Below are 14,833 nucleotides of genomic sequence, written 5' to 3'. Positions count from 1 at the left end.
TCGTGTCCGATCGTCCCAAGGCAACTGCTCCCAAGACATCTGAGCGCAAGGCTGTCGCTGCTGGAGCGCCTGCAGCGAAGAATGGCACCGGTTCGTGGCTTGCGGGCTTTATCACCCGTGCCGCCGCCGGTATCGTCTACGCCGTTGTCTTTATCCTGTGCCTGGTTTTGGGTATCGTGCCCACGGCCATCTTTGTTTCTGTCATGAGCGGTCTGTGCTGCTATGAGTTTTTCCGTATGACAAGGCTCGATGGCAAGATGGCTAACGAGCGCATGGGTATCGCTGCTGCCGTACTCTTTCCGCTGTCGGCGTTGGGCGATTCGATGTTGCTGAATGCCCTGCTTTTTGCCCTGATGCTCGCTGTGGGCATTTGGTATGTCTGGTCGCCGCGTACCCGCATCTCTGATGTGGCCGTGACGCTCATGGGCCCCATCTACACTGGCTTTATGCTGTCGGCTATCGTGCTGCTGCGCGATGCCGTGCCCGGTTTTGCCGGCGCCCTGCTTTCGGTGGGCGTTTGCGCGTCCCTTTGGGTCTCCGACTCGTTTGCCTACATCGTAGGTAGCCGTATCGGCAAGCACAAGATGGTTCCCAAGATCTCTCCCAAAAAGAGCTGGGAGGGGTTTGCCGGCGGCATCCTGGGCTCGGTTTTGATTTGGATCATCCTGTGGGCGACGCATTTCTACAAGCTCAGCCTGCCCTATGCGCTGCTGTGCGGCGTGGTCGTGTCCATTCTGGGCGTTATCGGCGACCTTATCGAGTCGCGCATCAAGCGCGGCGTGGGCGTCAAGGATTCCGGCAACCTTATCCCGGGCCACGGCGGCATGCTCGATCGTAGCGATTCGCTTATCTTCGGCTGCATCACCGCGCAGCTGATGCTGATGATCGGAGGCGTGCTGTAATGTCCTTCCAGACGACGTATGGCTCCGATGGACGTCTCCGTGTTGCCATCCTGGGCTGTACGGGCTCTATCGGCACCCAGGCGCTCGATGTGTGCCGTCAGCATGCCGATCGCTTGCAGGTGACGGCGCTGTCCGTTAACTCCAGTACTTCCGAGCTCGTTGCCGCTGCCCGCGAGTTCTCGGTTCCGGCGGTTGCCGTGGCCGATGTCGCTCATGGCGATGACGCCGTGCTGCAGGAGTTGCCCGAGGGAACGAAGCTCGGCGTAGGCGCGCAGGCGGTTTGCGAGCTCGCGCGTCGCGACGATGTCGACTGCGTACTCGTCGCTATTGTGGGTGCCGCCGGTCTCGAGGCGAGCCATGCGGCCTTGACCTCAAATAAGCGCCTTGCCCTTGCCAACAAGGAGTCCCTCGTCGTCGGTGGCGACTTGCTTATGCCGTTGGCGCAACCGGGCCAGCTTATTCCAGTCGACTCTGAGCACTCCGCCATCTTCCAGTGCTATCTGGGGGAGAACCCACGCGAGGCTCATTGTATTTGGCTCACCTGCTCGGGCGGTCCGTTTTTTGGCCGCACGCGCGACGAGCTCGACCGCGTGACGCGTGCCGATGCCCTCGCACATCCCACGTGGGCCATGGGCGCCAAGATCACCATCGACTCCGCCACCCTCATGAACAAGGGCCTGGAGCGCATTGAGGCCATGCATCTGTTTAACTGCGACCTCGATTTCATTAACGTGGTCGTGCAGCGTCAGTCCAAGATTCACTCTATGGTCGAGTTCTCCGACGGCTCCGTGATGGCGCATCTCGGTGCTTCCGACATGCGTATTCCCATCCAGTTCGCGTTCTCGTATCCCGAGCGTTGGGATACTCCGGCGCCTCGTATCGATTTTCGCGAGTTGGGGCAGCTCACGTTTGATGCTGCCGACATGGATACCTTCCGCTGTCTGGCACTGGCCGAGCGTGCCGGCAAGACGGGTGGCACCATGCCGTGCGTGCTCAATGCCGCCAACGAGGTCGCCGTCGATGCCTTCCTGCGCGATGGCTGCAGCTTTACCGATATCGATCGCATTGTGGAATCCTGCATGGATGCCCACGATGTGCAGGCGGTCGATTCGTTTGAGCAACTTCACGATATCGATGCGTGGGCGCGTGAAAAGGCTGCGCAGGTACTCGTCGCAACCCGTTCCTAACCCATAAGGATTGCTTTTTCGTTTTATGGATACTGTTCTGAGCGTTCTTTCATCGGTCTTTTGGGGCCTGCTGATGCTTTCCGTCCTCGTGTTTTTGCACGAGGGTGGCCACTTTTTGGCGGCGCGTGCCTGCGGCGTCCGTGTGACCGAGTTCTTTTTGGGCCTGCCGTGCCGCTTTGACATCCATTACACGTCGCGTCGCATTGGAACCAAGTTTGGCGTGACCCCGCTGCTGCTGGGTGGCTACGCTGCCATCTGCGGTATGGATCCGACCGATGTCTCGTGCGCCGATCGCGTGCTCGCGGCTATCTACCGTCATGGTCGCGTGACCGTGGCCGACCTTGCTGTCGAGCTCGAGCTTTCCGAGGAGGATGTGCTCGAGGCTTGTGCTCTGTTGCTGGGCTGGGGCTCCATCGCACCTTGGTATGAGGAAGGGGAGAAGCCCTCACCGAGCTACTATCCCACTAAGTATCAGACACTGCCTCGAGACGCTGCGGGTTACACCACCTTTGACGGCCGCCGGTTCGATCGAGAGCATGCGACTGCCGAGGGCGATGTGTGGGAGCTGCCGTGCGGCGAGGCTGATTTCTTGGCGCAAGAGCGCTCGCACACTTATCTTGGCCAGGGCTTTCTCAAGCGCGCCTTTATGCTGCTCGCGGGCATTCTCGTCAATATCCTGACGGGTTTTTTGCTCCTTATGAGCATCTATTCCATTACGGGTGTCACCGTGCCGATGGATACCAACGTGATCGGTCAGGTTGACGAGGGGTCTATTGCCGCCAAGGCGGGTATCGAGGGCGGCGACGCGATCCTTTCGGTTGACGGAGTATCGTGCTCTACCTGGATGGACGTTTACGATGCCATCGGCAAGGCTGCCGGTAAGGACGATATCGCCATCGAGTACGAGCGTGACGGCAAGCAGCATTCGACCACGGTTGCGCTCAAAGAGGATGAGCGCCTAGGTGTGTATGCCTCTACGCAGGTGGTCCGTTTAGACCTCATCACGTCGGCTCGCCTGTCTTTCTCCTATGTCGTGCAGACAGCGGAGGGCGTGATGCGCCTACTCCAGCCGCAGCATACGATGGAGATTCTCGACCAGTCCTCGTCGATCGTGGGTATTAGCGTTATGTCCTCACAGGCTGCTGCTGCCGGCCCTGCCACGTTCCTTTCGTTTGCCGCCCTCATTTCGTTCTCGCTTGGCTTTATGAACCTGCTGCCCATCCCACCACTCGATGGCGGCAAGCTGGTCATCGAGATCATTCAAAAGATTGCGGACCGCGAGCTTCCGCTCAAGGTCCAGACGATTGTGAGCTATGTGGGCATCGCGCTCTTTGCGCTGCTGTTTGTCTATATGCTTCGTTCCGACATCCTTCGATTTATTCTGTAGGGGAGTGTTTGGATTGTCTTTATCCCATCCTTTGCCGCGCGAGTTGACGCGCCCCGTGCATGTGGGCGGTGTGCAGATCGGTGGCGGCGCGCCGGTGGTGGTCCAATCCATGACCTGCACCGATACCGCTGATGCCCAGGCAACGCTTGCGCAAGTGTGCGCGTTGGCGCAGGCTGGCTGCGATATCGTGCGTGTGAGCGTGCCCACCGAGGCCGCGCTTGAGGGTTTCCGCACCATCTGTGCCGAGTCTCCGGTGCCAATCGTTGCCGATATCCACTTTAACCACAAGCTGGCCATTGGCGCTGTGGAGGCCGGTGCCGCCAAGCTCCGCATCAATCCCGGTAATATCGGCGATTGGGCCAAGGTCGATGCTGTCATCGATGCCGCGGGTGCTGCGGGCTGCGCAATTCGCATCGGTGTCAACGCTGGTTCGCTTGAGCAGGATATCGCCGAGCGCGAAGACCTCACGCAGCCCGAAAAGCTCGTGATGTCGAGCGAGCGCTTCGTCAAGCACTTTGAGGACCGCGGCTTTACGAACATTGTGCTTTCGGCCAAGGCCCATAGCGTGCAAACGACGCTCGATACCTATCGAGCCCTGTCGCGTGAGATTCCCCACGTTCCGCTTCACCTGGGCGTAACCGAGGCGGGTACCAAGCTTCAGGGCACCATTAAGAGCTCGGTGGGCCTTGGTATTCTGCTGTCTGAGGGTATCGGTGACACCATGCGCGTCTCTCTCACGGCCGATCCGGTTGAGGAGCCGCCGGTCGCCTGGGGAATTTTGCAGTCGCTGGGCCTGCGTCGTCGTGGTCCCGAGATTGTCTCGTGCCCCACGTGCGCCCGCTGCCAGGTTAACCTCATTCCCATCGCCGAGGAGGTCACCGAGCGGCTTAAGAACTACTCCGCGCCGCTTTCGATCGCCGTTATGGGATGCGCGGTCAATGGCCCCGGCGAGGCTTCTGATGCCGACCTGGGCGTTGCTTGCGGACGTGGTCAGGCCTTGCTCTTTTCGCATGGCCAGATCATTGGTAAAGTAGCTGAGGACCAAATTGTCGACGCGCTTATGGCAGAGGTCGACAAGCTTATTGAGGAGAAATAAATGACCCGAGCAATGTATATGTCTAAGCTCTATGCGCCGACGCTTAAAGAGGATCCGGCGGACGCTGAGCTCGCCAGTCACCGCCTGCTGCTCCGTGCCGGCATGATCCGCAAGGAGGCCGCCGGCCTGTATTCCTACCTGCCGCTTGCCTGGCGCTCGATCCGTAAGATCGAGAACATCGTGCGCGACGAGATGGACGCTGCCGGCGCCCAGGAGCTTATGATGCCTATCATGGTCGACGCCGAGTTGTGGCGCGAGTCCGGCCGCATCGACGCCTATGGCAAGGAGCTTGTGCGCTTTGACGACCGTCATGGTCGCGAGTTCGTCCTGGGCCCCACGCACGAGGAGACCGTCACGGCCCTGGTGCGCAACGAGCTACGCTCCTATAAGCAGCTGCCCGTCAACCTGTATCACATTCAGGACAAGTTCCGCGACGAGTTCCGTCCCCGCTTTGGCCTGATGCGCGGCCGCGAGTTCATCATGAAGGACGCCTACAGCTTCTCCGCCACGCAGGAGAGCCTGCAGGAGGAGTACGACAAGATGAAGCAGGCGTACGCCAATATCTGCGAGCGCTGCTACATCAAGGCTCTGCCCGTCGTCGCCGATTCTGGCGAGATCGGTGGCGATACCTCCGTCGAGTACATGGCTTTGGCTGACGCCGGCGAGGCTTCGCTCGTCTACTGCGACGATTGCGGCTTCGCTGCCGATGACGAGGCTGCAAGCACCAAGGTCGTCGTGACCGAGGGTCCTGGTGACGGTACGCTCACCAAGGTTGAGACTCCGGGCATGGGCACCATTGAGGCTGTTGCTAAGTTCTTTGGGTTCCCCGAGAACGGCACGCGCAAGTCGCTGGCACTCATCGACGCCGAGGGCAAGCCGGTCGTGGCCATTGTTCCGGGCGATCACGAGCTCAACGATTGCAAGGCCGAGCACGTCTTTGGCAAGGGCTATCGCATGATGACCGACGAGGAGCTTCAGGCGAACGGTCTGCACAAGGGCTTTATCGGACCGGTTAACCTGCCCGATGGCATTCGTCTGGTCTGCGACGAGAGCCTGCGCGAGTCCAAACAGTGGGCCTGCGGTGCCAACGAGGTCGATTATCACTTTACCGGTGCCTGCCCCGAGCGCGACTTTACCGTCGATGAGTGGGCCGATCTGGTCACCGTTGTCGCCGGCGACCCCTGCCCGCACTGCGGCAAGCCGCTCTCCGCTGCCCGCGGCATCGAGGTCTCTCAGGTCTTCCAGCTGGGCACCAAGTACTCCGAGGCCATGGGTGCCACCTTTATGGATGAGGACGGCAAGGAGAAGCCGCTCATCATGGGTTGCTACGGCGTGGGCGTGTCCCGCTCGCTTGCTGCCGTCGTGGAGCAGCACAACGACGAGCACGGTATCGTCTGGCCGGTCTCCGTTGCCCCGTACGAGGTCGCGGTGATTCCGCTTGATCCCAAGAAGGAAGAGTGCGCTACCGTCTGCGAGCAGATTGTTGATGGCCTGTGTGCCGAGGGTATCGAGGTCGTCGTCGACGATCGCGATGAGCGTCCGGGCTTTAAGTTTGCCGATAACGACCTCATGGGCTTCCCGTATCAGGTGGTTCTGGGCAAGCGCGGCCTTAAGAATGGCACCGTTGAGCTCAAGGACCGTGCTACGGGCGAGCGCGAGGACGTGGCGATCGACGAGGTCGTTGCCAAGGTTGCCGAGCTTGTTAAGGCAGCCCGCCGTTAATCGACGATTTCGCTTGTAGTTCGATATGTGGGACGGCCCCGCATTTCTCCAATCGGGGAGATGCGGGGCCGTCCTATTATCTTGTAGCATCCTCGATATCTAAAAGGAAAACCCCACAGCCCATGCGAGCTGCGGGGTTTTCCATTATGCCTCCGATGCGAAATAAATCGCTCAGATATTACTGATAATCGACGACGTCGATCCAGTTCTTCAGGAACTCATCGTTCACGTTGCGCTTACGAGCGAGCTCGGAAGCGGCGACGATGCTCGTCCACTGACGCACGACCTGCATGGGCATGTCGGCACGGTCGCAGTAGAGCTCCAGGTAGGCCTCGGCCTGGTCCTTGCTGTTGAGGGCAAAGAGCAGGTAGGTGGTGGCAACGTCGGCAGCAGGGGAGCCCTGGGTGGCGTGTGCCCAGTCGCACACATAGAGCTGGCCGTCGTCGCCGACGATGACGTTGGAGGGGTTGAAGTCGCCGTGGCAGACCTTGAACTCCTTGGTCATGCCGTCCAGACGCTCCTGAAGGTTGTAGCGCGTGGTGGCATTGAGCTGATCAAGGCTGTCGATCATGCGGGCGAACTTGTCGCGCTGACGGTTGAGCAGCGGGGAGGTGTAGCCGTGGATCTCGATCTGGAGGTCGACGAACATCTCGAGGTACTCACCAAAGCGCTGGGGCTCGGCAGTCATCTTCTCGGCAAGGGTGGTGCCCGGAACCTTCTCGGTCACGAGCGCCCAGCCGTTGGCGTTCTCGAGCTGGGAAACCTCGAGAGCCTTGGGGCTGCGGATGCCGCACTCATTGATGCGGGCAAGATTCAAAGCCTCGTTGAACACGTCGGAGACAGGCTTGGTCTCGTTAAAGACCTTGACGATCTTGTCGCCCAGGTCGTAAACGACCTTGTTGCCACGGCGGACGAGCTCGGTCTTGGAATCGGGTAGCAGCATGGTTGCATCCTTTCAACGATGCGATAGAAGCGACGGCGGGGGTGTGTGAAACACCCGTGCACCCCCGCCGCAAAAAACCGTGCTAAAAACTAGCAGACGGCGTAGTCCTGGGGCTCGCGGCCGTAGTAGGCGTCCAGGTAGAGCTCCTTGATCTCGCTCATGAGCGGGTAGCGCGGGTTAGCGCCGGTGCACTGGTCGTTGAATGCCTGCTCGGTCATCTCGTCGAGGGTGTCGAGGAAGTACTGCTCGTCAACACCGTAGTCGGCGATGGTCTTCTTGACACCGATGAAGTCCTTGAGCTCCTCGAGCTTCGTGATGAAGTTCTCGAAGACCTCCTTGTCGTCCTTGCCCTCGATGCCGCAGTACTTGGCCATCTCGGCGTAGTTGTGCAGCGCGTTGGGGTAAGGATACTGGGAGAAGGTACCCATCTTGACGGGAGCCTCGGCGGCGTTGTAGCGCATGACGCGGGTCAGGATGACGGCGTTAGCGATGCCGTGGGGCAGGTGATGGAAAGCGCCGAGCTTGTGAGCCATGGAGTGGTTGAGGCCCAGGAAGGCGTTGGCGAAGGCCATACCGGCCATGCAGGAGGCGTTGTGCATCTCCTCGCGGGCGTGCGGGTCCTTGGCGCCGTTCGTGAAGCTGGAGGGCAGGTTCTCAAAGACGAGCTTGGCAGCGCGCTCGGAGAGGCCCTTGGTGTAGTCGGAAGCCATGATGGAGACGTAGGACTCGATGGCGTGGGTCATGACGTCGATGCCGGAGGCAGCGGTCAGGCCGCGCGGGGCGGTCATGCAGTTGTCGGCGTCGACGATGGCCATGTTGGGGAGCAGCGCGTAGTCGGCGAGCGGCCACTTGATGCCGGTCTCCTTGTCGGTGATGATGGCGAACGGCGTGCACTCGGAGCCGGTACCCGAGGAGGTCGGGACGGCGACGAAGTAGGCCTTCTTGCCCATCTCGGGGAAGGTGAAGATACGCTTGCGGATGTCCATGAAGTCCATGGCCATGTCCTCAAACTTGCACTCGGGGTGCTCGTACATCATCCACATGATCTTGCCGGCGTCCATAGCGGAGCCACCGCCGACGGCGATGATGACGTCCGGCTCAAAGAGAGCCATCTGCTTGGCGCCGCGACGTGCGCACTGCAGCGACGGATCGGGCTCGACGTCGTAGAAGCAGTCGTGGGCGATGCCCATCTCGTCGAGCTTGGCCTCGATGGCGCGGGTGTTGCCATTCTTGAAGAGGAACTGGTCGGTAACGATGAAGGCGCGCTTCTTGCCCATGACGTTGCCCAGCTCGTCGAGGGCGACGGGCGTGGAACCCTTCTTGAAGTAGACCTTCTCGGGAGCGCGGAACCACAGCATGTTCTCACGGCGCTCGGCCACAGTCTTAACGTTGATCAAGTGCTTCACCCCAACGTTCTCGGAGACGGAGTTGCCGCCCCAGGAGCCGCAGCCCAGGGTCAGAGACGGCTTCATGCCAAAGTTGTACAGGTCACCGATGCCACCGTGCGAGGACGGGGTGTTGATGACGATGCGGCAGGCCTTCATGACGTGCTCGAACAGGCTGATCTTCTCGGCCTGGGCGGGGTGCACGTACAGAGAGGCGGTGTGGCCCGGGCCACCGGCGAGCACCAGGTGCTCGGCCTTGTCGACGGCCTCCTGGAAGTCCTTGGCGTGGTACATGGCCAGGACCGGGGAGAGCTTCTCGTGGGAGAACTCCTCCTTGGCGGGGTCGGTGGAGGTGACCTCGGCGATCAGGATCTTAGTCTTGGCGGGAACCTCGATGCCGGCGAGCTCGGCGATCTTGGCGGCAGCCATGCCGGGGATGCGGTGATCGAGGGCGCCGTTCTTGAACATGGCGGCACGCAGGGCCTCCATCTCGGCACCCTGCTTGACGAAGTAGCAGCCGCGCTTCTGGAACTCGGCCTTGACCTGGTCGTAGATGGTGTCGATGACGGTCACGGACTGCTCGGAAGCGCAGATCATGCCGTTGTCGAAGGTCTTGGAGTGGATGATGGAGTTGACTGCGAGCAGAACGTCGGCGGTGTCGTCGATGACGACCGGGGTGTTACCGGCGCCAACGCCCAGGGCGGGCTTGCCCGAGGAGTAAGCGGCCTTGACCATGCCCGGGCCACCGGTGGCGAGGATGATGTCGACGTCGCGCATGACCATGTTGGTCAGCTCGATGGAGGGGACATCGACCCAGCCGATGATACCCTCGGGGGCGCCGGCCTTGACGGCGGCGTCAAGCACGAGCTTGGCGGCGGCGATGGTGCACTTGGCGGCAGCCGGGTGCGGGGAGATGATGATGGCGTTGCGGGTCTTCAGGCTGATCAGCGTCTTGAAGATCGCGGTGGAGGTGGGGTTGGTCGTCGGGATGACGGCGCCCACGATGCCGATGGGCTCGGCGATCTTGGTGATGCCGTAAGCCTCGTCGCGCTCCAGGACACCACAGGTCTTGGTGTTCTTGTAAGCGTTGTAGATGTACTCTGCGGCGTAGTGGTTCTTGATGACCTTGTCTTCAAGAACGCCGCGGCCGGTCTCCTCGATGGCCATCTTCGCCAACGGGATACGAGCCTTGTTGGCGGCCATGGCGGCCTCATAGAAGATCTTGTCGACCTGCTCCTGCGTGTACGTAGCAAAAAGCGCCTGGGCCTCTCGCATCTGAGCGAGCTTAGCCTCAAGCGCCTCTACGTTGTCCACAATTGCGGGAGTAGTGTTTTCCGGTGACTTTTTCACCATTTGTGTCTCCTTGCGATCGGAGATTTACCCTACGCCTTGCATGATAGCAAGAAATTATTCGGCGAACGGTAAGATTCCCGTAAAAGGCACACTAAAACGCTTCAATAAACTGAAACGTTTCAACTAATTATCTGCCTGCTGCATCGCCCCGCTCATTGGGGACAGACTTACATGAGTGGTTTCACTCATTTGGGACAGACATCGATTTGCGATTTTGTCGTTTTGGGCCTGTTTTTGTTGCTGATTGGATATAAATAGGTCACAGGCTCAGCATTTCGCGTTCCTTCTCTCCTTTTAGGTGTTGCCTGTACGGCTTTGAAAGGAGAGACCATGCCCCGATGCGCCCGCGAAATTTCGCTCACCGGCTATTACCACGTCTTTGACCGCGGTAACTCCAAACAGATCATTTTTGAAGATGATTCCGACCGCTATCGTTTCCTATCGGACATATCGGACAGGTTTGCGTGCCATGACGTGGCGGTGTTGGCCTGGTGTCTTATGGACAACCACTTCCATTTGATGGTTGATGACCCATATGACAACCTTTCAAAGGCAATGCAGTGCGCGCTGACGGCGTATGCCAAGTATTTCAATGGGAAAACGGGAAGAACGGGCCATCTGTTTGACAATCGCTATTCGCGGGTCGCGGTTGAGTCGGACACGCAGGCAGTGCAGCTGCTCGACTATATTCATCTCAATCCCGTGAAGGGTGCGCTTGACTCGCTCGAGGCGTACCGCTGGTCAAGCTATAAGGCGTATCAGCTGGGCTATGATCCCTTTGACATCTGTGATGCGGCCCCTATGCTTGATGTTGTCGGAGGCTCCCGTCGCTATTGCGAGCATCTCAAGAAAGTTGTCGGGCGCATCTGGTCAGTGGAGGTTCTTCCGCGCCGGCGGATCCCCGATGAGGAGGCCCTTTCCGTTGCGCGCGAAGTTCTGCCGAGCATAGATCCTGCACTGCTCAAAGCCCTGCCACGCCCCGAACGCGATGCCTGCCTGCTGAGGCTCAGGCGGGCACATCTCACGGTCAAGCAAATTGCCCGTATCACCGGTATCGGCGCCACAAGCGTGACCAAGGCTACTGCAGGCTGGAACGAGGCGGCCTGAGGTATGGATTGGGGCCGATCGATGCACTGTGAGCTTAGGAAAGCATTCATCTAAGTCTGTCCCCAATGCGTGCAAACACTCATGTAAGTCTGTCCCCAATGAGTGCTCATATAAGTCTGTCCCCAATGAGTGCAAAAAGGCGCCCTCCGTAGGGGAGGGCTCCTTTGGTAAGTTCTATGTGAACGCGAGGTCTTTGACCCGGAGAGTCCGAGGTACTTGTTGGTAAGACCTTATTTAGGAGCGCGCAACCTTGCCAGACTTGAGGCAGGTGGAGCAAACGTTCATCTTGCGACGGTGACCATCGACGACGACGTAGACGCGCTGGATGTTGGGGCGGAACTTACGGTTGGTGACGCGGTGAGAGTGGCTGATGGAGCGACCGGCAACGGGGTGCTTACCGCAAACTTCGCAAACTTTGGACATAACTGACCCTCCTTGGGCGACAAACGAACATGTCGCGTTAACAAACAAGCCTGAACTATAGCACAGAAGCAGCTCCCTGTGCGTAATCTACACAGAGATATTCCTCTTTTGGCGATAGTGCTCACGCCACGGCCCTGGACGTAGATCCGATTTGCGTGCAGCAGAGGGGATTATGCCAGCTCGTGCGTGTGTTTTCAAGCTCGTTCCACAAATATATATAGGTTTATTGAGCATTGGGCTCCGTTTACGGATTGCTCTGTATTAATGCTCGCAATTAAGCTCGAGGTTGGCTACACTATCCCATGACCATTAAAGGGGTACGAGATACCCACATGGAATTACATAGCTGCCAAAGAGCAGCCCTTCCTGTGGGTGTCTGGTCCGCTTTAAGCGGTCGGGCATCTATTTTTTTTGACTGTGTCAGCAGTCAAGACATGTGAGGAAGGAGATCGATGGGCACGACTTCCCCCAAGGCGGTCATCATGGACGAGACCGCCGTCAATCGAGCGATGACCCGCATCGCGCACGAGATTCTCGAGCGCAACGAGGGCTGTGAAGACCTCGCTCTGGTCGGCATCGTCACGCGCGGCGACCTTCTGGCAAAGAAGCTCGCCGAGGAGATCAAGGAGATCGAGGGCGTCGACGTTCCGCTCGGCAGCCTCGACATCAGCTTCTACCGCGATGACTACGCGACCAATTTCGCTCCCGCGATCCACGCTACCAACATTCCCTTCAGCGTCGACGGCAAGCGCGTCGTGCTGGTGGACGACATCCTGTATACGGGCCGTACCATCCGCGCCGCTCTCGACGCCGTCATGGACCTGGGCCGTCCGAGCCGCATTGAGCTGGCAGTCCTCGTTGACCGCGGCCACCGCGAGCTCCCCATCTCGCCGGACTTTGTCGGCAAGAACGTTCCCTCGTCGCATGAGGAGAACGTGCACCTATATATGAAGGAAGTCGACGGCCACACCGCTGTCGAGATTAATGACGTCGCGCCGGGTTCCCACGTGGGCTCCGCGCCGCTGGGAGGTGAGTAGTACCGTGGCGTTCAACCATAAGCACCTGATCGACATTACCGAGTACTCCGAAGAGGATATCAAGCTCATCCTCGAGACCGCCAAGGCGTTCTCCGAGGTCAACGAGCGTGCCATCAAGAAGGTCCCCACGCTCAAGGGCAAGACCATCGTCAACATGTTCAACGAGCCCTCGACGCGCACCCGCAGCTCTTTCGAGCTCGCCGAGAAGCGTCTTTCGGCCGACAGTCTTAACTTTGGCGGCTCCTCGACCTCCACGGTCAAGGGCGAGAGCCTCGTCGACACCGTTGAGACCCTCAACGCTTATAAGATCGACTGCATTGTCGTGCGCGACAAGCACGCCGGCGCTCCCTACATCGTCACGCAGAACTCGCCCGCAAGCGTCATCTGCGCCGGTGACGGCAAGCACAACCATCCTACGCAGGCCCTGCTCGACCTGTACACCATCTGGGAGCACAAGGGTGACTTCCACGGTCTGAAGGTCGCCGTCGTCGGCGATATCGCCCACTCCCGCGTTTGCGGCTCGCTGATCCCCGCCCTTAAGATCATGGGCTGTGAGACCTACGCCGTCGCCCCCGGCACGCTGCTGCCGCCGTCGCCCGAGGTCCTGGGCTGCGACCACGTGACGAGCGACCTCGATTCCGTCCTGCCCGAGCTGGACGTCGTCTACATGCTGCGCGTGCAGCAGGAGCGCCTCGAGGGTGCCCCGTTCCCGACCATTCGTGAGTACCACAGGCTCTTCGGCCTGACCAAGGACCGCGAGAAGCTCATGAAGCCCGATGCGATCATCTGCCACCCGGGTCCCATCAACCGCGGCGTCGAGTTCGACTCCTATATGGCCGACCACCCGCAACGCTCCGTCATCCTGGAGCAGGTCTACGCCGGTATCTGCGTGCGTATGGCTATCCTGTATCTGCTGCTTGGAGGTGCCGATAATGGCCTTGCTTCTTAAGAATGCCCACGTCGTCGACCCGTCCGTCGAGCTTGACGGTGTCGTTGACGTCCTGATTGACGGCGACAAGATCGCCGAGGTCGGCGAGAATCTCGCCGTCGAGGGAGCCGAGGTCCGCGACCTTTCCGGCAAGTACCTCGTCCCCGGCCTGGTGGATATGCACGTTCACCTTCGCGAGCCCGGCTACGAGGTCAAAGAGGACATCGAGAGCGGTACCCGCGCGGCTGCCAAGGGCGGCTTTACCGGCGTGTGCTCCATGCCCAACACCGATCCCGTCACCGATAACGGCACCGTCGTGGAGTTCGTCAAGTCCCGTGCTGCCGAGGTCGGTCACTGCCGCGTCTATCCTTCGGGCGCCATGACCCGCGGTCTTAAGGGCGAGGCCATGTCCGAGATGGGCGATATGGTCGCCCACGGCGCCGTCGCCTTCACCGACGATGGTCGCGGCGTGCAGGGCGCGGGCATGCTCCGTCGCTGCATGGACTACGGCAAGATGTTCGGCAAGGTCTTTATGAGCCACTGCCAGGACGAGGATCTGGTCGGCCACGGCCAGATCAACGAGGGCAAGGTTTCGACCCGTCTGGCTCTCGAGGGCTGGCCGGCTGCCGGCGAGGAGCTCCAGATCGCCCGCGACATCGAGATCGCCAAGCTGACCGGTGCCAAGCTGCACATCCAGCACATCTCCACTGCCCATGGCCTGGAGCTCGTGCGTGCCGGCAAGGCCGCGGGCGTTCAGGTTACCTGCGAGGCCACCCCGCACCACATGTTCCTGACCGAGAACGACCTGGACGAGACCTACAACACCTCGCTCAAGGTCAATCCGCCGTTGCGTACCGAGGAGGATGCCGAGGCCATCCGTCAGGGCGTCATCGACGGCACCGTCGACGCTATCGTCACCGATCACGCTCCCCACACCCCGTGGGAGAAGGCCCGCGAGTTCGAGCTTGCGCCCTTTGGCATGATCGGCCTCGAGACCTCGCTGTCGCTCGTACTCACCGAGCTGGTCAACACGGGCAAGATGAGCATGGGCCGTATGGTCGAGCTCATGGCCATCAAGCCGCGTGAGATCCTGGGCCTCGACCAGGTTCAGGTCAAGGCGGGCTCCGTTGCCGACCTGACCGTGTTCGACCCCTCTGCCACCTGGACGGTCGGCGAGGACGGTTACGAGTCGCGCGCCGAGAACTCCGGTTTTGCCGGCCGCACGCTTACCGGTCGTGCTACCGATGTGTTTGTCGGCGGTAAGCAGACGCTCGCCGACGGCTGCATCTGCTAGCATAGCCTTATCGCTTTTGTGCGCGGTGCCCTTGCGGTGCCGCGCTTTCTGTTCGTTTTGACCATGCAA

At 60.1% G+C, this 14,833-nt stretch carries 12 protein-coding genes; 9 read left to right on the top strand and 3 right to left on the bottom strand.

Features of this window, described 5'->3' with window-relative positions; translation table 11 throughout:
• The first annotated feature begins 2 nt into the window (after positions 1-2).
• The 5 genes from KSY82_RS05775 to KSY82_RS05755 are packed head-to-tail and all read left to right on the top strand — an operon-like array spanning position 3 to position 6,294.
• Positions 3-902 (top strand): phosphatidate cytidylyltransferase, encoded by a 900-nt coding sequence (locus tag KSY82_RS05775; protein WP_271738222.1) that lies wholly within the window; start codon positions 3-5, stop codon positions 900-902.
• Complete coding sequence (dxr, locus tag KSY82_RS05770) at positions 902-2,089, top strand: 1-deoxy-D-xylulose-5-phosphate reductoisomerase (RefSeq protein WP_217750518.1); 1,188 nt, start codon at positions 902-904, stop codon at positions 2,087-2,089. Before KSY82_RS05775 ends, dxr begins: the two co-directional genes overlap by 1 nt.
• A 25-nt stretch (positions 2,090-2,114) precedes the next feature.
• Positions 2,115-3,476, top strand: coding sequence for a M50 family metallopeptidase (locus KSY82_RS05765; protein ID WP_217750517.1), 1,362 nt, complete (start codon positions 2,115-2,117; stop codon positions 3,474-3,476).
• Positions 3,477-3,489: 13 nt separating this feature from the next.
• Positions 3,490-4,572 (top strand): flavodoxin-dependent (E)-4-hydroxy-3-methylbut-2-enyl-diphosphate synthase, encoded by a 1,083-nt coding sequence (gene ispG / locus KSY82_RS05760; RefSeq protein ID WP_229028270.1) that lies wholly within the window; start codon positions 3,490-3,492, stop codon positions 4,570-4,572.
• On the top strand, positions 4,573-6,294 hold the full coding sequence (locus KSY82_RS05755) for a proline--tRNA ligase (protein WP_229025872.1): 1,722 nt from the start codon (positions 4,573-4,575) through the stop codon (positions 6,292-6,294). It abuts the gene before it with no gap.
• Positions 6,295-6,472: 178 nt separating this feature from the next.
• Here the strand turns inward: KSY82_RS05755 and KSY82_RS05750 are convergent, their stop codons facing one another.
• Together KSY82_RS05750 and adhE are read right to left on the bottom strand one after the other, a co-directional pair.
• Positions 6,473-7,237 (bottom strand): aminoglycoside phosphotransferase family protein, encoded by a 765-nt coding sequence (locus tag KSY82_RS05750; protein WP_006236119.1) that lies wholly within the window; start codon positions 7,235-7,237, stop codon positions 6,473-6,475.
• An 89-nt stretch (positions 7,238-7,326) separates the two neighbouring features.
• Complete coding sequence (gene adhE / locus KSY82_RS05745; protein ID WP_117716641.1) at positions 7,327-9,975, bottom strand: bifunctional acetaldehyde-CoA/alcohol dehydrogenase; 2,649 nt, start codon at positions 9,973-9,975, stop codon at positions 7,327-7,329.
• Between the two features lie 330 nt (positions 9,976-10,305).
• Here adhE and KSY82_RS05740 point away from each other — a divergent pair, with 330 nt between their 5' ends.
• Positions 10,306-11,082 carry a transposase gene (locus KSY82_RS05740; protein ID WP_217750516.1) on the top strand — a complete coding sequence of 259 codons (777 nt, stop codon included), beginning with the start codon at positions 10,306-10,308 and terminating at the stop codon, positions 11,080-11,082.
• A 234-nt stretch (positions 11,083-11,316) separates the two neighbouring features.
• Here KSY82_RS05740 and rpmB read toward each other — a convergent pair whose 3' ends face one another.
• Positions 11,317-11,505 (bottom strand): 50S ribosomal protein L28, encoded by a 189-nt coding sequence (gene rpmB / locus KSY82_RS05735; protein ID WP_022094725.1) that lies wholly within the window; start codon positions 11,503-11,505, stop codon positions 11,317-11,319.
• Positions 11,506-11,957: 452 nt separating this feature from the next.
• Here rpmB and pyrR point away from each other — a divergent pair, with 452 nt between their 5' ends.
• The 3 genes from pyrR to KSY82_RS05720 are packed head-to-tail and all read left to right on the top strand — an operon-like array spanning position 11,958 to position 14,764.
• Entirely contained in the window at positions 11,958-12,542 is a 585-nt protein-coding gene (gene pyrR, locus KSY82_RS05730; RefSeq protein WP_006236123.1) for a bifunctional pyr operon transcriptional regulator/uracil phosphoribosyltransferase PyrR, read from the top strand.
• A 4-nt stretch (positions 12,543-12,546) separates the two neighbouring features.
• The gene (locus tag KSY82_RS05725) at positions 12,547-13,491 is read left to right on the top strand and encodes an aspartate carbamoyltransferase catalytic subunit (RefSeq protein WP_217750515.1); all 945 of its coding nucleotides are present in this window, start codon (positions 12,547-12,549) and stop codon (positions 13,489-13,491) included.
• On the top strand, positions 13,475-14,764 hold the full coding sequence (locus KSY82_RS05720) for a dihydroorotase (protein ID WP_217750514.1): 1,290 nt from the start codon (positions 13,475-13,477) through the stop codon (positions 14,762-14,764). The genes KSY82_RS05725 and KSY82_RS05720 overlap by 17 nt, the downstream gene beginning before the upstream one ends.
• The last annotated feature ends 69 nt before the right edge of the window (positions 14,765-14,833 follow it).

Origin of the sequence: Collinsella aerofaciens, assembly GCF_019131995.1 — a bacterium.
In the GTDB taxonomy this organism is placed as follows: Bacteria; Actinomycetota; Coriobacteriia; order Coriobacteriales; family Coriobacteriaceae; genus Collinsella; species Collinsella aerofaciens_S.
This window is presented reverse-complemented; position numbering and strand designations above follow the sequence as displayed.